Here is a 20,901-nt window from a genome sequence, read left to right on the forward strand (position 1 = left end):
TTTTCTAAATATTGAGAAAGTTTTTTCTGACAATTCCACTCAAAAAAAGAGGACATCCATTCGATGTCCTCTTTTCCATAAACGTTCTATTATTTTTTCAATTCGATTGCTAAATAGTGTGATCGTTCTTTCGCTTCAATATGAATATCCTCTTCTATCGCTTCTGCTGCATCACGCATAACAAGATTTTCACCATTTATTACACTACTCCCTTCAATTTGTACAAGGTACAATTGACGGCCTTCTTGCACCGGAAAATGAATTTCTTTTCCAGCATCTAACGATAAAGAATATAAATTTGCATCTTGGTGAATACGAATTGGTGCCTCTCCTTCTACTGGAGATACCATATGGAACCATTCATTTTCACGCTTACTCCAATCAAATGTAAACTCACCATAGTTTGGTTTATGATCCGCACGATCTGGTAAAATCCAAATTTGTAATAAACGTAGTGTTTCATTTCCTAAATTATGCTCGCTATGAAATACACCTGTGCCAGCACTCATATATTGAACATGTCCTCGCTCAATTGTTCCGCGGTTCCCCATGCTATCCTCATGTGTTAAAGCACCATCTACAACGTACGAAATGATTTCCATATCACGGTGCGGATGCATATCAAAACCAGTTTGTGCCGCTACTAGGTCATCATTAATTACACGCAATGCTCCAAAGTTCATATTATTCGGGTTATAGTAATTCGCAAAGGAAAAATGAAAATGTGTATTTAACCAACCGTGATTTGCTCTTCCCATATTTTTATGATCAACTTTTCTAAACATATCCTTCACCTCATATTATCTCGAATTCAAGATTTATTTTTAAAATTTTTCTCACTGTAATTTTTTTAGTAATTGTAATAATTGATGTTGTTCTTCTACATTTAAATTTTGAAACTGCTCCGCTTGGAACGTTTCTTGAGGCGGGACGATTTCTTCATATAAAGCTTTTCCCTTTTCTGTTAACGAAATATATTTTGTAGTACCTTCTTGTTCACGATGAATCCACTCCAGCTGCTCCATTTTATTTAATAGCTGCGTGATATTTCCCTTCGTAACAAATAGTTTATTTCCGAGCTCTTGCTGCGTTAGACGATTATGTCCTCCAACTTGAGCTAGCACATCAAACTGAGCGGCAGATACATTCCATTCTTTCAAATGCTGATTCGTCTCACGAATACTTTTGTTATAAAAACGTGATAAACGAAACCATAATAGTAATCCGAGTCTATCTTCTGTCTTCATTCTATCACCTCGCTCATTTCATACCATTAGTTTAGAACTAAACTTTATAAAAGTCAATCACTTACTTTTAGTAATTAATAAAGAAAGCACAGTGCCATTTCTCCACTATGCTTTACATTAACTTTCTATTTTTATATTCATCTAACTTCCTCTCCGCGAACTTTCTCGCATCTTTCTCAATCCATCTATCTTCGTACAATTCACTTCCAACATACAATACTTCCCTCTTATGCTGCATCGCATGGCGAAATTCATGCAGTAGTGTTTTGAGCACCTGCTCATACTCTTCCCATATGCAAACAAAAATTAATTGTTTTTCTTTATGATAAAAACCACCTACTGGGAATAAGAATTCCTCTTCTTCTTCTCCTAATGATAGAAGCACATGATTCGCATCACACGTATCACAAAAAATAACTGGTGTTTTACATACTTCAATCAGTGAAAACAAATCATCTCTAAGCCTTTTGACATCCCAAGGAAGCTCCGAATCCAACACATACCAATTCTCCACCTGTTGATATACATTTTGAAACTGGAGTTCCATTTTTCTATAATCCCCTTTCCAAACTCCCTTTTCCTATATGTATGCCACAATATGTAAAATATTAAACCTACTCTTTCCCCTTTCGAAAAATGACAATAAAAAAAGAATCTATGTCAGCATAGATTCTTTTTACGTAATCACTTTTTTTTTCATCATTTTTTTTAATACAAAGTAACCAATTGCACAAACAATAGCAGCAAGTGCAAAGTATTTCACATATGGCCCAGCTACTTTATTAATACTTTCCCACTCTGTTCCTAATTTAAAACCTAAATATACAAATACAATTGACCACGGAATAACAGCTAATGTAGTTAGCGTAATAAACTTAGCATGTGACATTTTTGCAATCCCTGCTGGTATCGAAATAGCATGACGCACAACAGGAATAAAACGCGCTGTAAAAATAACGCCAGTTCCGTAACGATTAAACCAATCTTCAGCATAATCAATATGTTTCTTTTGAATTAAAATATATTTTCCATATCGCTCAAGGACGGGTCTTCCTCCGTATCGACCGATCCAATAAATGAATAATTGTGCGATTACACCACCAATTGTACCGAACGCGACAGCGCCCCAAAACGTAATGCTTCCTGTTGATACTAAATAACCTGCATAAGACAATACGATTTCACTCGGAATAACCTCTAACATCAATCCAAGATAATTCCCCAATAACCAAGTCCTTCTAGAAAAACTAAAACGGAATGAATCAACTCTCCTAACATTATGTACCTCTCTTTACTTTTTTCATTGCAAAAAATAAAAGTACAAGCAGTAAATATCTTGTACTTTTATTTTTTTAAAATTAGTTAGTCTTCGTATCCCACTTAAAGATTTTATTTAAAAATTTATATACATTCTTTGACTCTTTCGTCAGAAGTGGACCTAAGATGGATAGTATAAGCACGTATAGTGCCGAGAATGGTTTCAAGACTGACATTAAACCACCGGCGATTCCGATATTGGCCATAATGATGGAGAATTCTCCTCTTGAAACGATTGTTAATCCAATATTTGTTGACGCTTTATGAGATAATCCAGCTTGTCGCCCTGCAATCATTCCTGCAACAAAGTTACCGATGATTGTAAGAAGGACAGCACCTAACGTTAACCATATCGCTCCGCCTAATGAAAACGGATCAATGCTTAATCCGAAACTAAAGAAGAAAATAGCTCCGAAAAAGTCTCTAAATGGAACAACGAGATGCTCAATTCTGTCACTATGCTCTGTCTCAGAGAAAACTAACCCTAAAAGAAGTGCTCCAATTGCTTCGGCAACGTGAATTGTTTCCGAGAAACCTGCAATAAAGAATAACGAAGCAAATACTACAATAATGAAAATTTCATCTGAACTAATATTGAGCAATTTATTTAATAACGGCGTCGCCTTTCTAGCTACAATAAAGAATAGAAGCATGTATCCTAGAGCAATTCCAATTGAAGTAAGAGCACCTAGGAAGGAAGCATGATCCCCTAGAACTAAACCAGAGACAACTGATAAATATACAGCAAGGAATATATCTTCAAACATAATAATTCCTAAAATTAATTCGGTCTCATTATTACCAGTTCTTCTTAAGTCCACTAACACCTTTGCAACGATAGCGCTAGAAGAAATCGTAATAATACCCGCAATAATTAAGATTTCTAGTAAAGGGAATCCCATTATAAATCCGTATAATAACCCAAGTGAAAAGTTAATTAAAATATAGATCGTTCCGCCAATCGCAATAGAACGTCCAGATTTTATTAGTTTTTTCATCGAAAACTCAAGTCCTAGATAAAACAGAAGGAACAGAACCCCAATCCGTCCAAGGAAGGAAATGACACTTGCACTTTCAATAAACTTGAAATCGATAACACCTATTGTCGGCGCGTGTGGCCCTACTAACATTCCAAGAACAATTAGAAACGGAATTACTGAGAATTTAAACTTTCCAGCAATTACTGCCGCAATTGCAACTAATACTAACGCTGTACCAACTTCAAAAATTAACGTATCCATCTAGTCAGTCCCCCTATTCGAAAGTAACTCATTAATAATCTTTTTAATTTCTTCTCTCTCGCCTGAAACTACAAGCATATCGCCTTCTTCAATTACCGTTTCTGGCCCTGGATTAAATAATTTTTTCATATTCTTTTTCATAACTGCAATGATCGTTACGCTATATGTTTTTCTTATTTCAAGATCACCGATTGTTTTTCCAAGCGCTGGAGCAGCATTCTCTACTTTAAACCACTCAATCGCTAAACCTTCAAAGACCATTTCAACATTTTCTAATGCTCTAGGCTTGTATACCATTCCACCTAATATTGCTGCAATTTGTCTTGCCTCTGAGTCACGTAATGAAATACTTGAGATGCTTTCTTCATGATCTGAATCAAAATGATACATTTCTCTACGTCCATCATCATGAATAACAATCACCATCTTTTCGTTACCTTTCGTAACGATTTGAAACTTATAACCAATACCCGGAAGTTCACTTTCTCTAATATTCATATTTAGCTCCTCCATAACTTCTTTATTTGAATTTTCTGTCTTTTGTTCATTAAATCAATTTTAGAAATTCTAACCATTCAGGATACCTGTGACTTGGAAATCTTTTATTGTAATAATAAGTGGCTCCTAAAAAGATACTTAAAGATGTAATGATAAAAAATATATTACTTCTCATTTTCAAACTTTTAAGGCTTACTTTCAATAAAGTTTCTTCTTTCAAATTATCCCCTCTTTCTCGCTTTACATTTAGTTTTTTAAAATGTAAATAATTCTAAAAATATTACGATGTAACATAATCATAACACAAAATATGTTTATGTAACATAATTTTTTAGAAAAATTGATTCTCGTATATTTTTTGCATATAATTTTCTTATTACGGAAAAAAGGAAGTGTATTATATGGTTGATATCTTTAGCAGATTCCTTGAGGTAACGAATAATATTTTATGGTCATATATTCTTATTGCAATGCTAATCGGCTTCGGTCTTTATTTCTCTTTCAAATTAAAATTCGTCCAAATTACTCATTTCCGTGAGATGGTCAGTTTAATTAGTAAAGGGTTTAATCGAAAAGAAAAAAAGAAAGATAGCATCTCTCCATTCCAAGCATTTTGCTTAAGTGCAGCAGCGCGCATTGGTATCGGAAACTTAGCTGGTGTAGCATTAGCCATTTCAATGGGTGGACCTGGTGCAATATTTTGGATGTGGTTTATCGCAATTATCGGAGCAGCTACTAGTTTCGTAGAATGTACGCTCGCGCAAATTTATAAAGTAAAAGATGGCAGCAGGTTCCGTGGTGGACCAGCATATTACATGGAAAAAGGATTAAACAAACGCTGGATGGGTGTTTGGTTCTCACTTCTTATTACAGTTGCGTACGGATTAATCTTCAATTCAGTACAAGCAAATACGGTAACAATAGCGTTTGAAAATGCTTTTGGATTAGAGCGAACGATCGTAGGAGCTCTATTAGCTTTATTAGTTGCAGTTATTATTTTCGGTGGTATCAAGAGCATTTCACGTATTACAGAAATGATTGTTCCTCCAATGGCAATTATTTATATTGGTGTGGCAATTTTTGTCGTTATTAACAACTTCACTATGTTACCAAGCATTTTTATGGAAATATTTAATGGTGCATTCGGTTTAGACCAAGCTATCGCTGGTGGTATTGGAGCAGCAATCAAGTTCGGAATTCAGCGTGGTCTATTCGCGACAGAAGCAGGTATGGGTAGTTCTCCTAACGCAGCAGCAACATCAGATGTATCTCATCCTGTAAAACAAGGACTTGTTCAAGCATTAGGTGTTTTCGTGGACACATTCTTAGTATGTACATCAACAGCATTTATCGTATTATGTTCCGGACTGTACAAAGGAACAAATTTACAAGGTATTGAATTAACACAAAGTGCATTAAGTTCACAAATCGGACCGTGGGCAAGTACTTTCTTAGCGATCATTATTTTCCTATTCGCTTTCAGTTCTTTACTAGGAAACTACTATTATGGTGAAACAAACATCGCATTCATTAAAGAAAGCAAAACATGGTTACTGATTTATCGTGTTGCAGTTGTCGGAATGGTGTTCTTCGGATCTATCGCTGCCCTTCAAACAGTTTGGAGTTTAGCTGATTTCTTTATGGGACTAATGGTATTCACAAACTTAATTGCCATCTCATTCCTTAGCAAGTTTGCATACGCAGCTTTAGTAGACTATATAAAGCAAAAGAAACAAGGAAAAGATCCTGTCTTCGTTGCAAGTTCTATCCCTGGCTTACAGAATACAGAGTGTTGGGATGGACAGGATGTAGAAGAGAAACAGAAGGCTGTGTAATAATTAAAAGCGGAAGCGGCTCGTCCAGAATCGCAGGACATTGGAGCTCTCGACCTTGAAGCGCTTTTTGCTTCGAGCGAGAGAGCGAAATGACCGGAGATTCTAGCCGCTGGAGCTGGACATCATTAAAAGCGAAAGTGGCTCGTTTAGAACAAGAGCTATATATCAAAATAAAAATCCCTATTACTCCACAGTAATAGGGATTTTTATTTATAACAGTTCATAATTTGTTCAAATTAATTCCAGCAAAAGGGTTGATTTATACAAATTACTAGATTATAATTATTATAAATTAGTAATTGATATAACATAACAACTCAAAAGGAGATTGATCATAATGAACAAACAAGTAATCGAAGTATTAAACAAACAAGTAGCAGACTGGAGCGTTTTATTCACAAAATTACACAACTTCCATTGGTACGTAAAAGGACCTCAATTCTTCACATTACACGAGAAATTCGAAGAACTTTACACAGAATCAGCTACTCACATCGACGAAATTGCAGAACGCATTTTAGCAATTGGCGGCAAACCAGTAGCAACAATGAAAGAATACTTAGAACTATCTTCTATTCAAGAAGCAGCATACGGCGAAACTGCAGAAGGAATGGTTGAATCAATTATGAAAGACTACGAAATGATGCTAGTCGAACTGAAAAAAGGCATGGAAATCGCTCAAAACTCTGATGACGAAATGACATCTGACCTACTATTAGGCATCTACACAGAACTAGAAAAACACGCTTGGATGCTACGCGCGTTCTTGAATCAATAATATATTTAAAAGCGGAAGCGGCTTGCTCAGAATCGCAGGGCATTGGAGCTCTCGACCTTGAAGCGCTTTTTACTTCGAGCGAGAGAGCGAAATGACCGGAGATTCTAGCCGCTGGAGCTGGATATTATGTAAAAGTGGAAGCGGCTCGTTCAGAACAGGAGGGTGTTGGAACTCCTGATTACGAGGCGCTTTTTGCCTCGAATGAAGGAGTGAAACAACCGACTGTTCTAGCCGCTGGAGCTGGATATTATGTAAAAGTGGAAGCGGCTCGTTCAGAACAGGAGGGTGTTGGAACTCCTGATTACGAGGCGCTTTTTGCCTCGAATGAAGGAGTGAAACAACCGACTGTTCTAGCCGCTGGAGCTGGATAATATTAAAAGCGGAGGTGACTTGCTCAGAACAAGAGGGCATTGGAGCTCCTGACGAAGAGGCGCTTTTTGCCTCGAATGAAGGAGTGAAACAACCGACTGTTCTAGCCGCTGGAGCTGGATAATATTAAAAGCGGAGGTGACTTGCTCAGAACAAGAGGGCATTGGAGCTCCTGACGAAGAGGCGCTTTTTGCCTCACAGGAAGGCGCGAAATGACCGACTGTTCTAGTCACCGGAGCTGGATATCATTTAAAGCGGAAGCGGCTCGTTCAGAGTCGCTTTTTTCTATGGGGTTAATCGCGCATATCAGTACATGAAATTTATATCAGCGATTTTTGCATTATATCGGCGATTCCATCAAATATATCAGCGATTTTTCCAATATATCGACTTACCGACAAAACACGACAATATTAGCACCCCTCTCCTCTACTTTTATCAATATATTACAATCCCTTTTATGTTAAAATATAGGTAACATCCTTTAGTAAAATAGATCCAAAAAAGCTTTTCCATATTCATCATTTACTACTTAAATGGCGGGAGTGGTTCAGTTGAAAGACTACTTAATTAGAGCATTTTTTGCGTTAATAACAGTTGGGATTCTCTTACTTATAGCTAATATTTTCAATATACGTGTCGAGGTTAAAGACTATGCTTTCCTCGTTGTTGTAGCAATTGGTGGCGGCTGGGGTGGCTGGTACCTGTATAAAAAACAAAGTAATCAAAGTGATAAAGGCATTCCAAAGTAATACGGAATGCCTTCTTTTATTGCCGTCTATAATAAATAATAAAATTCAAACCGCTAATACAGCCAATTGCAATAAACATGCTAAAACTCTGTGCATCCCCAGCTAAATCATACTCATCAACGATAAACCCAGACATAAACAATGTTATCGCGGAAACACCGATACACAATATCGAAATAAACCAAAGCGAAAACTCATTAATTAGCTCTTTCTTCTGTGTTGAAACAATTAGCATAGCAAGAATAGACGCTGCTAAAATACTTTTAAAAACAGGACGTAAATACACAAACTCCTCCATCTATTTCTCCTTTTCCTAAAATATTACATCTTAACATTAATATATTTAACTAAATTAAAAACACATGCCTTTTCAAGATAAAATGACATGTGTTTCCAAAAACATCTATAAAATTGTATTATGATAGCTGCTTCCACTTCGTTCCTAAAACAGGACGCACATAATTTTGGATTGCATGAATTAGTTTATCTGCCGTCTCAGCTGAAACGATCAACTCTTTATTTGATGGATTCATAAATCCTTCTTCTGCTGCACGTTCAACCATTTGCAAAATTGGTCCATAAAAGCCTTTTATGTTCAATAAACCAACCGGCTTATTATGTATACCAATTTGTGACCAACATACTACTTCAAATAGCTCTTCAAACGTTCCGTATCCGCCCGGTAATGCAATAAAAGCATCCGCAAGCTCTGCCATTTTCGCTTTGCGCTCGTGCATCGTTTCTACTTCAATTAATTCTGTTAGCCCTGTATGAACAATTTCTCCTCGGAATAGACCGCGCGGCATAACACCTGTTACACGTCCGCCTAAGCGAAGAACTTCGTTTGCCACTTCTCCCATTAATCCAACGCAAGAACCACCGTATACAAGCTCATAATCGTTCTCAACAAACATTTTTCCTAACGCTATTGCCTGCTCTTTAAATTCAGGCCTCTCCCCTAAGTTGGAACCTGCAAACACACAAATCTTTCTCATTCCTACACCCCGAAACTATATATTGTTATGATACAATGAATATTGTACAACATATTGAAGGGATGAGGAAGAAATGGATATCGTCGCATTTCAAAGATGGGTGGAGGAATTTTACGAAAAACGAAGCTGGTCACAGTATAATTCCTTTATTCGCTTAAATTTCTTAACAGAGGAAGTCGGAGAAGTTTCACGCGTTGTTCGCGCAATCGAAATTGGCCGTGATCGTCCTGACGAAAAAGTGAAAACAGAAGAAGAACTAAAACAAGAGTTAAAAGAAGAACTTGGTGATGTACTATCTAATCTTATTATTCTTTCACAAAAATATGATTTAGATTTACAAGACATTATGGAGGCACACGTCACAAAGCTTTCGAAAAGGTTCGAAGTATCCAAATGAGAATATTATCAATTATGGTATAATGTTCTTGTCACAATACTAAGGGGGATTTTATGTTATCTAAAAAATTGCACGACGCATTAAACGATCAAATGAACTTTGAATTTTACTCTGCCCATGCTTATATGGCGATGGCTGCTTACTGTACGGCGGAGAGCTATGATGGATTCGCTAATTTTTTCCTTGTACAAGCTGAAGAAGAACGTTTCCACGCAATGAAGCTTTACAACTACATTAATGACCGCGGTGAGCGCGCTATTATTACTGGATTTGATAATCCAAATAACAAATACGAATCTGTACTGAACGCTTTTGAAGTGGCACTTGAGCACGAGCGTGAAGTAACGAAGCGTATTTACAACTTATCTGATATCGCTTGGGATGAGCGTGAGCATGCAACAATTACATTCTTAAAATGGTTCGTCGATGAGCAAGTAGAAGAAGAATCTTCATTCGATAGCATCATCCAAAAATTAAAACGTATTACAAGCGATTCAAACGCATTATTTATGCTAGACGCTGAATTAGAGAAACGTACATTTACGCCTCCAGCTGAATAGTATTTCAATCACCTTAATGAATGTATTAAGGTGATTTTTTTATTTCTTCTCTAAGCTGAATAACCCTCGCCAAATCCTTCTTATAAAGCCCTGAAACCTTTTCAACAAAGTTACTATTAGTAAAAGTCCCATCTCCTTCTTCTACTATGCTTAAATATCCATGTATAAACTTCAAAAACGCTCTAGCATCTTCTCCAGTTAAATGATTAATGTTCTCTATAATCTCATCAAACTCCCTTAAACTATCCGATTCTTTCACCCTAATTCCCCCTCTCTATATTATTTATCATACCAAAATAAAAAAGTCGTTCATCCCTCTAGGCGAGAGATAAACGACTTCGTTTGTTTTTATTAAAGCATAACCCCAACGATAATCGCTGATAATATACTTACTAACGTTGCACCGTATACAAGTTTTAATCCGAATGAAGATACAACGTTTGCTTGTTTGCCATCGATACTCTTCGTTGCACCTGCGATAATTCCGATTGATGAGAAATTCGCAAATGATACAAGGAAGATAGATAAAATACCTACTGTACGAGCTGATAAATCACCAGCTACTTTTCCAAGGTCAAGCATTGCAACGAATTCGTTCGTTACTAATTTCGTTGCCATAATTTGTCCTGCCGTTAGCATCTCTGATGTTGGAATACCCATTACGAATGCTAATGGTGAGAAAACGTATCCTAAAATGCTTTGGAATGTGATTCCGAAAATTGAATCGAACACACCGTTAATTGCTGTAATTAATGCTACGAAACCGATTAACATCGCCGCTACTGTTACAGCGATAGAGAAACCAAGCATAATATATTCGCCTAACATTTCAAAGAATGTTTGTTTTTTATCTTCTTGTAATTCTAAAATGTCGTCTTCTTCTTTTACGTCATATGGATTAATAATATGAACGATAATGAATCCACTAAATAAGTTTAATACAAGTGCTGTTACTACATATTTTGGATCAATCATTTTCATGTAAGAACCGACGATTGACATCGATACTGTTGACATGGAAGATGCACAAAGTGTGTATAAACGATTTTTCGGTAATTTGCTTAGTTGATCTTTTACTGTAATGAATACTTCACCTTGACCAACAATTGCAGCTGCTACTGCATTATATGATTCTAGTTTTCCTAAGCCGTTAATTTTACTTAATAGGAAACCGACTGCACGGATGATAATCGGTAAAACTTTAATATGTTGTAAGATCCCGATTAATACTGCTAAGAAAATAATTGGTAATAATACTGTTAAGAAAAATGGTGCTTGTCCATCATTTGCTAAACCACCAAATACGAAATTAACCCCTGCTTCCGCAAATTTTAAAATAGCGCCAAATCCATCTGCAATCCCTTTTACTAATACAAATCCGACCTTTGTATTTAGTAAGAAATACGCAAGTACCAATTGAATGACAAGCATAAGTGCAATTGGTTTATATTTAATTTTCTTACGATCTGAACTGATAAGGAACCCTAGTACAAATACTACAAGTAAACCGACTAGAAACATTACGATCTTCATATGTGAATCCTCCACTTCTCCCACGAGTTATTGGTCGTATAACGTATAACGAATGACGTCTGACCATTGATGTTAAAAAATTTAAAACCCCTAAATATTATTCAACTGTTTTCTAAAATCAGTAAGCGTTTACATAAATTGCAATTTATAAAAGGTAGCTTCTTCTCTCCTACCATACTTGAAAGTCTGAAATTGATACCACCTACAAATCAAATTGTAAGCGTTATCTAATCGAAATGCAATATAAATTTTAAAAGATTTTTATATGTTAATATATTCCTAACTAATTGGTTTTTTCATGCAAATTTACCATAAAAAATAGCCCTAGCTATAAGCTAGGGCCATCTTTGTTTATAACATAACACCAACGATAATCGCTGATAGAATACTTACTAATGTCGCACCGTACACAAGGCGTAGACCGAATGATGATACAACATTTGATTGGTTTTCATCGATACCTTTCGTTGCACCTGCGATAATTCCGATTGATGAGAAGTTCGCAAATGATACAAGGAATACAGAAAGAATACCAACTGTACGAGCTGATAAATCACCAGCTACTTTTCCAAGATCCAGCATCGCAACAAATTCGTTTGATACTAATTTTGTTGCCATAATTTGTCCCGCTGTTACCATCTCTGCTTGCGGGATACCCATTACAAATGCTAATGGTGAGAAAATGTATCCTAAAATAGCTTGGAATGTAATACCGAACATTGAATCAAACAAGCTATTAATTGCTGTAATTAATGCTACGAAACCAAGTAACATTGCCGCTACTGTGATTGCAATCGTGAAACCAAGCATAATATATTCACTTAGCATTTCAAAGAATGACTGTTTTTTCTTATTTTCTAATTTCAGTGTATCTTCTTCTTCTGTAATATCGTACGGGTTAATAATATGAATAATAATGAAACCACTAAATAAATTTAATACAAGTGCTGTTACTACATATTTCGGTTCGATCATTTTCATATAAGAACCTACGATTGACATTGATACTGTCGACATGGAAGATGCACATAATGTATATAAACGATGTTTTGGGATTTTACTTAATTGATCTTTTACTGTAATAAATACTTCCGCTTGCCCAACAATGGCAGCTGCTACTGCGTTATATGATTCTAGTTTTCCTAGACCATTTACTTTACTTAGCGCAGTACCAATAGCACGAATAAATATCGGTAAAATTTTAAAGTGTTGCAGAATTCCGATTAAAACGGCAAAGAATACGATTGGTAATAACGCTGTTAAGAAGAATGAAACCTCTCCTTTATTAACAAGACCGCCAAATACGAAAACGATTCCAGCTTCCGCATATCCAAGAAGCGCGCCAAATCCATCTGAAATTCCTTTTACTAAAATATAACCAACTTGCGTGTTTAATAAGAAATAACTTAACGCTAGCTGAATAACAAGCATAATTGCGATTGGTTTATACTTAATCTTCTTTCGATCGGCACTTATAAGAAAACCGAGTACAAATACAACGAGCAATCCTACAAGAAACATAACAAACTTCATTAATAAAATCCTCCATTTAACTCTTCATTAACGTTGAACGTCTGACCACTTGAAATAAGAAATAATCCGAACTTTCCATTTCTCCTCTAAAACCTTCAATCGAATAGGAAAGATCATAAAACCTCTTGTTTCAAAGGCATTTTCCATTCTAACATAAATCACAACTCATATCCGCACTTTTCTTAAAAAAATTACATTTTATTATAAAACGTTCATGAATGTTCGTCTTTTACATTATATAGCGAAACTTTAATCAGTATCATCCCCACTGATTATTAGCCCGTATCAATCGAGAGTTTTACTGTTCACAAATAGCAGGATAAAACAAAAAAATGAGCATCAAGTTTCACTTGATGCTCACCTCATTATACTGCTTTTTCTTTATCAGCTACTGCTGGCTTATCCCAGCACTCTGTATTGTTCAAACCTGGAATAGACTCCGCATAGAATACTGGATCTTTTCCTTGTTTCTTTTGCTTAACGTAATCTGATAATGCCGCGAAAGCGTACTTAGAAAGGAATACGATCGCAACTAAGTTAATAACAGCCATAATCCCCATAAATAAATCTGCTAAATCCCAAACGATTTGAATTGTTGCTACAGATCCTAAAACAACCATACCAAGCACAGCAATGCGGTATACATTTAATAACACTTTACTTCCATTTAAGAATTCAATATTCGTTTCACCATAGTAGTAGTTACCCACTAATGAACTAAATGCAAACAAGAAGATTGCAACTGCTACAAATATAGAAGCCCACGGTCCGATATGTTGACTTAATGCTTGTTGCGTTAATTGAATTCCGTTTAAATCAGCCGCTCCAGGCACATCTGATAATAAAATGATAAATGCTGTACAACTACAAATTAATAATGTATCTGTAAATACCCCTAAAGTTTGAATGAAACCTTGTTTAACTGGGTGCGTTACGTTTGCAGTCGCAGCTGCGTTCGGCGCACTACCCATACCTGCTTCATTTGAGAATAATCCACGTTTTACCCCTAGTAAAATCGCAGCTCCTAATCCCCCACCTACTACTTCTTTAATTCCGAAAGCATGTAAGAAAATTTCTTTAAATACATACGGAATTGCCGTAATGTTTGTTACAACAACGAATAATGCTACTGCTACATATATAATTGCCATTACTGGAACAATCATTTCAACCGCACGTGCAATACGTTTTACTCCGCCGAAGATAATGATTGCAAGTAAACCAGCCATAAACAGACCTACAAACTTACCATCTGTGTTAAATGCTCCATCAAAAGCCGCCGCTACTGTGTTTGACTGCACGGCGTTGAAAATTAATCCGAAACTAACTGTTATTAGAACAGAGAAGACAACTCCTAGCCAGCGTTTCTTTAAACCCTTTTCCATATAATACGCTGGACCACCACGGAATGCATTCCCATCTTTTACTTTATAAATTTGCGCTAATGTGCTCTCTACAAATGCAGAAGCACCCCCAATTACCGCAATTAACCACATCCAAAATACCGCTCCTGGTCCACCTGCTGAGATTGCGATAGCTACACCAGCTAAGTTACCAGTACCTACACGAGAGGCTGTACTCATACAAAAAGCTTGGAACGATGATACACCGCTCTTCTCTTTTTGAGCTTTCCTCGTTTTCGAACTTGCCCCATCCCCAAGCAATCGAATCATTTCACCGAAGTAACGAACTTGGACAAATTTCACACGAAATGAAAAGTAAAGCCCTAACCCAATTAACATCGCAATAATGACATATGACCAAAGGACATTATTTACATCCCCAATTACCTTAGCTAAAAAATCCATAATTGCATTGCCCCCTCTTCCTAACAATAAGAAAATTATATTCTAAAAACTTTTAGTAATCAAGAACTTTATGTTAGGTTTTATAACATGTACACGTTAAATTTCTTAACATATATGTTTTTTTACGTAAAAATATAACCAGTATGTGCATTTATCCAATACTCAATCACTCATCCCATTCGACCGGTCATACTTTTAAGACAGTGCGTTCTCTACAAATAACGGGAATAATGAACAAACAAAATTATATTAATAATTCCCTCTCACCCTTTTCATCATTTACTACAACAAAAAAGGTGAGCATCGAATTTATCTCGATGCTCACCTTTTCATTACACTGCTTTTTCTTTATCTGTTACCACTGGCTTATCCCAACACTCCGTATTCGTTAAACCAGGAATAGAATCTGCACTGAAGACTGGATCTTTTCCTTGTTTCTTTTGCCTTACATAGTCTGCCAAAGCAGCATATGCAAATCGGCCAAGAAGTGTAATCGCGATTAAGTTTGTGATTACCATTAGTCCCATAAATAAATCCGCCATATTCCATACAACTTGAAGTGTGGCAACAGAACCGAATAATACCATTCCCACTACCGCAATACGGTAAATCGTTAACCAAGTTTTACTTTGTTTAATGAATTCAATGTTCGTTTCACCATAATAGTAGTTTCCTAGAAGTGAACTGAAAGCGAATAGGAAAATAATAATCGCTAAGAAGCTACTTGCCCATGGGCCAATTTGTGAACTTAATGCATTTTGCGTTAATTCAATACCTTCTAAATTTGTTGCCTTATATGCACCAGAACATAGTACGATAAATGCTGTTGATGTACATACTAAGAATGTATCCACTAACACTCCAATTGTTTGAATAAAACCTTGTTTCGCCGGATGCGTTACATCAGCTGTTGCTGCCGCGTTCGGCGCACTACCCATACCTGCCTCGTTCGCAAATAATCCGCGCTGAATACCATACTTCATTGCAGCACCGATACCGCCACCTACAGCTGAATCTAAACCAAATGCTCCTTTAAAAATTTCTGTAAACATATCCGGTATTAAATAATAATTTTTAATAACAACGAAAATTGCTACTGCAATATAAATAAGTGCCATTGGCGGAACGATCATTTCAGACATACGCGCGATACTTTTCACGCCACCAAAAATAATAACCGCAACTAATACTGCTAATACAATCCCAACAACGTAACGCTCAATACCAAAAGCGTTTTTAAATGCTAATGTAACTGTATTTGCTTGTACTGAGTTAAAAATTAAACCATAACTAATTGTAATAAGGATAGAGAACCAAATTCCCATCCAACGTTTATTTAAACCTTTTTCCATATAATAAGCAGGACCACCACGGAAGCCACTGCCATCTTTTATTTTATAAATTTGTGCAAGCGTACTTTCCACGAAACTTGAAGACGCTCCGACAATCGCAATAACCCACATCCAAAATACCGCTCCAGGTCCTCCCATAGAAATAGCTAACGCTACACCGGCTAAGTTCCCGATTCCAATACGAGCTGCTGAACTCATACAGAACGCTTGGAAAGAAGATACACTACCTTTTTTACGCGTCTTTCCAGTTAATCCATCACTCATTAATCGAACCATTTCCCCTAAATGAGTAATTTGTACGAATTTCAATTTAATAGAAAAATAAAGACCTAAACCAATTAACATTGCAATAAGAATATATGACCAAAGAATTGTATTCGTTGATGAAACAAATTGCTCTAAAATATTCATACAATTAACCCCTCCTTTTCTCCATAAAACGAATTATATTTAAAAAACATTTAAAAATCAACATTTTTCGACAATTTGCAATTTCCAAATATTAGCCAGACACGAAGTAACAATATCTTTATGACTCTCCTCCCTTTAACTGTACATACTAAAACAAAAAGTAAATATACAAACTACCCCATTGACAAAAACACCAACCTGTAACTATAATGATTACATCAGGTTGTAACAAACCTTATTACAACAAATTCATTTACTTTCAGATATACACTTTAACAAAACAATTTGGAGGGATTTATTATGAAGATCGGAATCATCGGAGCAACTGGTAAAGCAGGAAGTCGTATTTTAAAAGAAGCATTAGATCGCGGACATGAAGTAACTGCAATCGTAAGAAACGCTGCAAAAATTACAGAAGAAAATATAAAAGTTTTAGAGAAAGATGTATTCGCTCTTACATCTAATGACCTACAAGCATTTGATATAGTTGTAAATGCATTCGGCGCTCCAGCAGGAGAAGAACATCTTCACGTAGATGCAGGAAACGTACTAATTGAAGCTATGAAAGGTGCACCTAACACAAAATTACTTGTAGTTGGCGGCGCTGGAAGCTTGTTTGTAGACGAAGAGAAAACAACGCGTGTATTTGATACGCCAGGTTTCCCAAATGAATACCTTGCAACAGCTCAAAACCAAGGTAAAAACTTAGAAATCTTGCAACAAACAAACGATATAACTTGGACATTCATCAGCCCTTCTGCACTATTTGCATTAGGAAAACGCACAGGCTCTTATACAGCTGGCAAAGACAACCTTCTTGTTAACGCAAAAGGTGATAGCTACGTAAGTTACGAAGACTTCGCAGTTGCAGCACTTGATGAAATCGAAAATCCAAAACACGTAAACGAACGCTTCACAGTAGTTTCTGAAGCTGAGTAATAAAAAAAGCTCGTAAAACATAATGTTTTACGAGCTTTTTTTATTATTGCACTTGTTCTAAGCCATTTGGAGTAATCTTGAAGGAAATTTCTTTAAACTTTTTCTTATCTCCTTTTCCAACTAACTCACTATTTTTGTACCAAATTAAACGACCTGACTCGGCATGATACACTTTCACTACATCTCCATATTCAAAATCCACTCCATTTAGTTCAGCAAATCTTTTTCCAGTTTCTTGCCCTTCTGCTGATACACGTTTCTTTTCAATTCCATTTCGATCATATACTGTCAAACCCATATATGCTTCTTTTTCAAAACGGTAATGTATTTTATTACTAGTAAAGTTTACATTTAATTCTTTTTCATTGTGACGAAGCGTCACTGTTGACATTACATCATTTGAAATTCCTTGAAAAATGATACTGTCACCATAAATACCATTAACTTGAACAGGAATTTAATTTTTATTTCCCTTCTCATCCTCAATTTCTACTAACACTTCCTGTTTTCCAGCGTCTAATTTAGACCATATAATCTTACCTGTTACTTTTACATTCTCACCTAAATTTTGAACAAGTTTACCCGCTTTTTCTTCATCAAAATTCGTACCAACTACAAGGTTTTGTACCTCATTAGCAGGTTCACCATACGGAACTTTATACGGTTCAACTTGCTTCTCGCGAATATCATTACTATCTGTAGCTTTTCATATTTCTTTTTCTAATTTAGGTAAATTTAATTTTTCTATTTTTTCTCTAGTCTCATCACTTGGAGTTAATCCCCATTCTTTAAAGAATGGAACTAAATTTTGTCCTGCCACTTTTGATGTCATATAAACAAACATTTGCTTTTTCTCTTCATCAGAAGTAGGCATTTCCTCTTCAGATAACAAGCGATACGCTTGATGCAATGTAGGATAAAAATCTTCCCCATAAACGATATTTAATTGCCAAAACATCGTAAGCGGATCAATTTCATCAATTACTCTTTCGGCAATAGGTCTTTCTAAATACTCAAATGATTTTTCATAATGTTCTTCCATGTCTAGTTTATTCCCTAATGCTTTTTGTACTGCTAAAGAATAAATGTTGACTGTTACTTCCCCAACAGCATCCCAGTCCCACGGCCTTTGTTGATGTAAATGTCCAACTTCATGCCATGGTCCCCAACCATCCTTTTCAAGTACTTCTAAATCCAATACTCTATTCATTACTTTTGGGATATATGCTGTACGATAATCTGTTGCAAACATATAATCATCTTCATCCGGATTCCGTTTTTCAACAAACTGAACGTAATGATTTGGAGATTTTGCGACTCCAATACCGTCCTCAGATAATCCTGCTACTGCATTTTCCAAACGAATAATCTTATCATGTAATTTCATTAACTTTATTGGATCTGTATCGTTCATATGATCTTGAACAGCATTATAACTCGCAGTAATTAAACTTCTCTCACCTTTTAATTCAACTGCATAAGGATCCTTATATTTCTTCAACATTTCATCAAAATCTTTTTTCGTATGCTTACCTAAAATAAACAAAGGAAAATGGCTACCACCATTCGTAACAGAAGCCGTTACCTCACCTTCGTCGTTCATATTGTAAAAATATAAAATACCACCATTTGGTGATGAAATAACATTTTTACCAGGTTTTAAATCAAACTTTTCAGGGTCCTTTTCATCATATGATCTCGTTCCCATAAAAGCTTGAATAGACTGCGTTCCTTTTATTTCAATTGTAATCTTTTCGTTTGGCGCTGCATAAATTCCAGTCGGTTCGTTAACCGAAAGGTGAACACTTACTTTTAAGCGTTTCGTTTCCTTTTCTATATCACCTTTTCCAGGTACATGAAACGTCCTTTGCTCAAACTTATTCTCTTTAACCTCTTCTAATTTTCCACCTTTATTTTCTTCCAAAGGTGCTGCATATCCTTTCGATGCTTCGAAAGCTACTGGCGATAATAATGTAGATATACATATCCCAGCCACTAATACCCTACTACTCTTTTTCTTCGACATAATCTGTGTCCCCTGTTCTTTTTGTAATGCAAACCATCATAGATATATTCATTTACTGCAAAATCAATTTATCTTTATACAACCATTTTAAATACACAACAAAACTTCGCGCCCCAATATCGCTTACCTTTATTCCCTATATGTATTCGCTTTCTTATATAGAAAAAAATTTTAAGTCTAAAATTCCTCCTCATCTTTCTCTATGTTTTATGATGAGTTCTCCTTTTTTTACATCACGGGATAATGATAAGAAATACATTTAATATGTATTGTTGTCTATACATGAAAAATGTGTATAAAAATATTGTTTTTTACAATTAATTCATAGGCATCCATCTATGGACAGTTTTTCCAAAGTGAATTGTACACGATATTTTTCTCCTTAGATAGACATTTCAATTAGATTAATATTAAAATTTTATGAATTAATCCAAAAATCGTAATGTTCAAATTTTAAATTCCAATGCTATTTTAAAATAAAAAACCGCCTGAAAGATACTAATCTTCCGGACAGGTTTTTATTAATCCAGCATACGTTTCATTATAAATCCTTTTCCATGTAACCATTCATCTTCAATTTCACCAGTTAAATGGAAGCCTATTGATTCATATAACTTTTGTGCAAGTTTATTTTCTGGATGTATGCTTAAATACATAACTTTGCAATTATATTCTGTGTTAAAATGGTCCATCAACAAACGTAATAATGGTTTTGCATACCCTTTTCCTTGGCATGCACTGTCGATGACAAATTGATTTAAATATACAGCCTTTTCTTCTTCCTCAAACCAGCCATACATTGCATATCCAATAGGTGTATCACCATCATATAGCCCTACTGAAATTGCATCTTCTTTATATTTTGTTTCAGTATCAACTAAACAATTTTCAACTGTACTTTCAATAAATTTATGCTGTTCCTCTGTTACTTTTAACTTAGCAATTTCATGCCGATTTTCTGTCGTTATTTCACAAATACGAAGTTTCATTTTTTATCTCTCTCTCTAATTTCTTGTTTTCATTATACCGTACTGATCAAAATATTCATGTTGGTGATGCAAGAAATCCGAAGCATGCAAACAAGAACATATATTTTTCTCCATAATTTTCTTTCACTTAAATTTAGTCCTTCAAACAATATCCCCACTCGATTTTCTAATATAATAATTTGATATATATACACATTGAGTCCGAACGGTAAAAGAAAACTAAGTCCTCCCCACCACCAAGACTTTTCATACTTATACAAAAGGGTCGCTATGTAGATTTGTGAAGTGAAAAGAAATAGAGCAATCGCTATAAGTACTAGC

The 20,901-nt window shown here is 35.6% G+C and carries 20 protein-coding genes and 2 pseudogenes; 7 read left to right on the top strand and 15 right to left on the bottom strand.

Annotated features, from left to right (window positions below; genetic code table 11):
• Nucleotides 1–89: 89 nt before the first annotated feature.
• From ACU8YW_RS25145 to ACU8YW_RS25170, 6 genes and pseudogenes are all read right to left on the bottom strand, one after another.
• Complete coding sequence (locus ACU8YW_RS25145) at nt 90–785, bottom strand: pirin family protein (RefSeq protein ID WP_088064759.1); 696 nt, start codon at nt 783–785, stop codon at nt 90–92.
• Between the two features lie 51 nt (nt 786–836).
• Nucleotides 837–1,247: a MarR family winged helix-turn-helix transcriptional regulator gene (locus ACU8YW_RS25150; RefSeq protein WP_000845460.1), complete on the bottom strand. Its 411-nt coding sequence runs from the start codon at nt 1,245–1,247 to the stop codon at nt 837–839.
• 112 nt (nt 1,248–1,359) lie between these two features.
• Complete coding sequence (locus ACU8YW_RS25155) at nt 1,360–1,794, bottom strand: DUF3920 family protein (protein ID WP_000422822.1); 435 nt, start codon at nt 1,792–1,794, stop codon at nt 1,360–1,362.
• Nucleotides 1,795–1,923: 129 nt separating this feature from the next.
• Nucleotides 1,924–2,525: pseudogene (gene uptA / locus ACU8YW_RS25160) on the bottom strand (undecaprenyl phosphate transporter UptA).
• Between the two features lie 80 nt (nt 2,526–2,605).
• Nucleotides 2,606–3,805 carry a cation:proton antiporter gene (locus tag ACU8YW_RS25165; RefSeq protein WP_000380218.1) on the bottom strand — a complete coding sequence of 400 codons (1,200 nt, stop codon included), beginning with the start codon at nt 3,803–3,805 and terminating at the stop codon, nt 2,606–2,608.
• Nucleotides 3,806–4,303 carry a cation:proton antiporter regulatory subunit gene (locus ACU8YW_RS25170; protein ID WP_001026071.1) on the bottom strand — a complete coding sequence of 166 codons (498 nt, stop codon included), beginning with the start codon at nt 4,301–4,303 and terminating at the stop codon, nt 3,806–3,808.
• 401 nt (nt 4,304–4,704) lie between these two features.
• Between ACU8YW_RS25170 and ACU8YW_RS25175 the strand changes: the two genes are divergently transcribed.
• The 4 genes from ACU8YW_RS25175 (at nt 4,705) to ACU8YW_RS25190 (ending at nt 8,037) form a co-directional block, all read left to right on the top strand.
• Nucleotides 4,705–6,138 (top strand): alanine/glycine:cation symporter family protein, encoded by a 1,434-nt coding sequence (locus tag ACU8YW_RS25175; RefSeq protein WP_088064763.1) that lies wholly within the window; start codon nt 4,705–4,707, stop codon nt 6,136–6,138.
• 337 nt (nt 6,139–6,475) lie between these two features.
• Nucleotides 6,476–6,916 (top strand): Dps family protein, encoded by a 441-nt coding sequence (locus tag ACU8YW_RS25180; RefSeq protein ID WP_001041898.1) that lies wholly within the window; start codon nt 6,476–6,478, stop codon nt 6,914–6,916.
• A 134-nt stretch (nt 6,917–7,050) separates the two neighbouring features.
• Nucleotides 7,051–7,287: a hypothetical protein gene (locus ACU8YW_RS25185; RefSeq protein WP_426934180.1), complete on the top strand. Its 237-nt coding sequence runs from the start codon at nt 7,051–7,053 to the stop codon at nt 7,285–7,287.
• A gap of 552 nt (nt 7,288–7,839) precedes the next feature.
• Complete coding sequence (locus ACU8YW_RS25190) at nt 7,840–8,037, top strand: hypothetical protein (RefSeq protein WP_000656314.1); 198 nt, start codon at nt 7,840–7,842, stop codon at nt 8,035–8,037.
• 16 nt (nt 8,038–8,053) lie between these two features.
• Here the strand turns inward: ACU8YW_RS25190 and ACU8YW_RS25195 are convergent, their stop codons facing one another.
• Together ACU8YW_RS25195 and ACU8YW_RS25200 are read right to left on the bottom strand one after the other, a co-directional pair.
• Nucleotides 8,054–8,335, bottom strand: a complete 282-nt coding sequence (locus ACU8YW_RS25195; protein ID WP_088064764.1) for a hypothetical protein — start codon at nt 8,333–8,335, stop codon at nt 8,054–8,056.
• A gap of 118 nt (nt 8,336–8,453) precedes the next feature.
• Nucleotides 8,454–9,032 carry an LOG family protein gene (locus ACU8YW_RS25200; RefSeq protein WP_097907639.1) on the bottom strand — a complete coding sequence of 193 codons (579 nt, stop codon included), beginning with the start codon at nt 9,030–9,032 and terminating at the stop codon, nt 8,454–8,456.
• A 73-nt stretch (nt 9,033–9,105) separates the two neighbouring features.
• On the opposite strand from ACU8YW_RS25200, the gene ACU8YW_RS25205 reads away from it, so the two are divergent.
• Nucleotides 9,106–9,429: a MazG nucleotide pyrophosphohydrolase domain-containing protein gene (locus tag ACU8YW_RS25205; protein WP_000355764.1), complete on the top strand. Its 324-nt coding sequence runs from the start codon at nt 9,106–9,108 to the stop codon at nt 9,427–9,429.
• A gap of 53 nt (nt 9,430–9,482) precedes the next feature.
• Nucleotides 9,483–9,989: a ferritin gene (locus ACU8YW_RS25210; RefSeq protein ID WP_046955624.1), complete on the top strand. Its 507-nt coding sequence runs from the start codon at nt 9,483–9,485 to the stop codon at nt 9,987–9,989.
• A gap of 25 nt (nt 9,990–10,014) precedes the next feature.
• On the opposite strand, the gene ACU8YW_RS25215 is transcribed toward ACU8YW_RS25210, so the two are convergent.
• From ACU8YW_RS25215 to ACU8YW_RS25235, 5 genes are all read right to left on the bottom strand, one after another.
• Nucleotides 10,015–10,248, bottom strand: coding sequence for a hypothetical protein (locus ACU8YW_RS25215; protein ID WP_088064765.1), 234 nt, complete (start codon nt 10,246–10,248; stop codon nt 10,015–10,017).
• Nucleotides 10,249–10,340: 92 nt separating this feature from the next.
• Nucleotides 10,341–11,522 carry a NupC/NupG family nucleoside CNT transporter gene (locus tag ACU8YW_RS25220; protein WP_046960038.1) on the bottom strand — a complete coding sequence of 394 codons (1,182 nt, stop codon included), beginning with the start codon at nt 11,520–11,522 and terminating at the stop codon, nt 10,341–10,343.
• 351 nt (nt 11,523–11,873) lie between these two features.
• On the bottom strand, nt 11,874–13,055 hold the full coding sequence (locus ACU8YW_RS25225) for a NupC/NupG family nucleoside CNT transporter (RefSeq protein WP_000673848.1): 1,182 nt from the start codon (nt 13,053–13,055) through the stop codon (nt 11,874–11,876).
• Between the two features lie 365 nt (nt 13,056–13,420).
• Entirely contained in the window at nt 13,421–14,863 is a 1,443-nt protein-coding gene (locus ACU8YW_RS25230) for an alanine/glycine:cation symporter family protein (RefSeq protein ID WP_426934179.1), read from the bottom strand.
• A 332-nt stretch (nt 14,864–15,195) separates the two neighbouring features.
• Nucleotides 15,196–16,626 (bottom strand): alanine/glycine:cation symporter family protein, encoded by a 1,431-nt coding sequence (locus tag ACU8YW_RS25235; protein WP_088064767.1) that lies wholly within the window; start codon nt 16,624–16,626, stop codon nt 15,196–15,198.
• Between the two features lie 300 nt (nt 16,627–16,926).
• Here ACU8YW_RS25235 and ACU8YW_RS25240 point away from each other — a divergent pair, with 300 nt between their 5' ends.
• Entirely contained in the window at nt 16,927–17,565 is a 639-nt protein-coding gene (locus tag ACU8YW_RS25240; protein WP_088064768.1) for an NAD(P)-dependent oxidoreductase, read from the top strand.
• 55 nt (nt 17,566–17,620) lie between these two features.
• On the opposite strand, the pseudogene ACU8YW_RS25245 reads toward ACU8YW_RS25240, so the two are convergent.
• Nucleotides 17,621–19,591: pseudogene (locus ACU8YW_RS25245) on the bottom strand (M60 family metallopeptidase); the annotation flags it as partial.
• Nucleotides 19,592–20,112: 521 nt separating this feature from the next.
• Nucleotides 20,113–20,580, bottom strand: coding sequence for a GNAT family N-acetyltransferase (locus tag ACU8YW_RS25250; protein ID WP_088064769.1), 468 nt, complete (start codon nt 20,578–20,580; stop codon nt 20,113–20,115).
• Nucleotides 20,581–20,901 lie beyond the last annotated feature (321 nt).

The sequence above is a fragment of the Bacillus pretiosus genome (assembly GCF_052947655.1).

Excerpts from the sequence above, each read along its gene's own strand:
- ACU8YW_RS25145 (WP_088064759.1), bottom strand. The coding sequence starts at position 785 with ATGTTTAGAAAAGTTGATCATAAAAATATGGGAAGAGCAAATCACGGT.
- ACU8YW_RS25150 (WP_000845460.1), bottom strand. The coding sequence starts at position 1,247 with ATGAAGACAGAAGATAGACTCGGATTACTATTATGGTTTCGTTTATCA.
- ACU8YW_RS25155 (WP_000422822.1), bottom strand. The coding sequence starts at position 1,794 with ATGGAACTCCAGTTTCAAAATGTATATCAACAGGTGGAGAATTGGTAT.
- ACU8YW_RS25165 (WP_000380218.1), bottom strand. The coding sequence starts at position 3,805 with ATGGATACGTTAATTTTTGAAGTTGGTACAGCGTTAGTATTAGTTGCA.
- ACU8YW_RS25170 (WP_001026071.1), bottom strand. The coding sequence starts at position 4,303 with ATGAATATTAGAGAAAGTGAACTTCCGGGTATTGGTTATAAGTTTCAA.
- ACU8YW_RS25175 (WP_088064763.1), top strand. The coding sequence starts at position 4,705 with ATGGTTGATATCTTTAGCAGATTCCTTGAGGTAACGAATAATATTTTA.
- ACU8YW_RS25180 (WP_001041898.1), top strand. The coding sequence starts at position 6,476 with ATGAACAAACAAGTAATCGAAGTATTAAACAAACAAGTAGCAGACTGG.
- ACU8YW_RS25195 (WP_088064764.1), bottom strand. The coding sequence starts at position 8,335 with ATGGAGGAGTTTGTGTATTTACGTCCTGTTTTTAAAAGTATTTTAGCA.
- ACU8YW_RS25200 (WP_097907639.1), bottom strand. The coding sequence starts at position 9,032 with ATGAGAAAGATTTGTGTGTTTGCAGGTTCCAACTTAGGGGAGAGGCCT.
- ACU8YW_RS25205 (WP_000355764.1), top strand. The coding sequence starts at position 9,106 with ATGGATATCGTCGCATTTCAAAGATGGGTGGAGGAATTTTACGAAAAA.
- ACU8YW_RS25210 (WP_046955624.1), top strand. The coding sequence starts at position 9,483 with ATGTTATCTAAAAAATTGCACGACGCATTAAACGATCAAATGAACTTT.
- ACU8YW_RS25220 (WP_046960038.1), bottom strand. The coding sequence starts at position 11,522 with ATGAAGATCGTAATGTTTCTAGTCGGTTTACTTGTAGTATTTGTACTA.
- ACU8YW_RS25225 (WP_000673848.1), bottom strand. The coding sequence starts at position 13,055 with ATGAAGTTTGTTATGTTTCTTGTAGGATTGCTCGTTGTATTTGTACTC.
- ACU8YW_RS25230 (WP_426934179.1), bottom strand. The coding sequence starts at position 14,863 with ATGGATTTTTTAGCTAAGGTAATTGGGGATGTAAATAATGTCCTTTGG.
- ACU8YW_RS25235 (WP_088064767.1), bottom strand. The coding sequence starts at position 16,626 with ATGAATATTTTAGAGCAATTTGTTTCATCAACGAATACAATTCTTTGG.
- ACU8YW_RS25240 (WP_088064768.1), top strand. The coding sequence starts at position 16,927 with ATGAAGATCGGAATCATCGGAGCAACTGGTAAAGCAGGAAGTCGTATT.
- ACU8YW_RS25250 (WP_088064769.1), bottom strand. The coding sequence starts at position 20,580 with ATGAAACTTCGTATTTGTGAAATAACGACAGAAAATCGGCATGAAATT.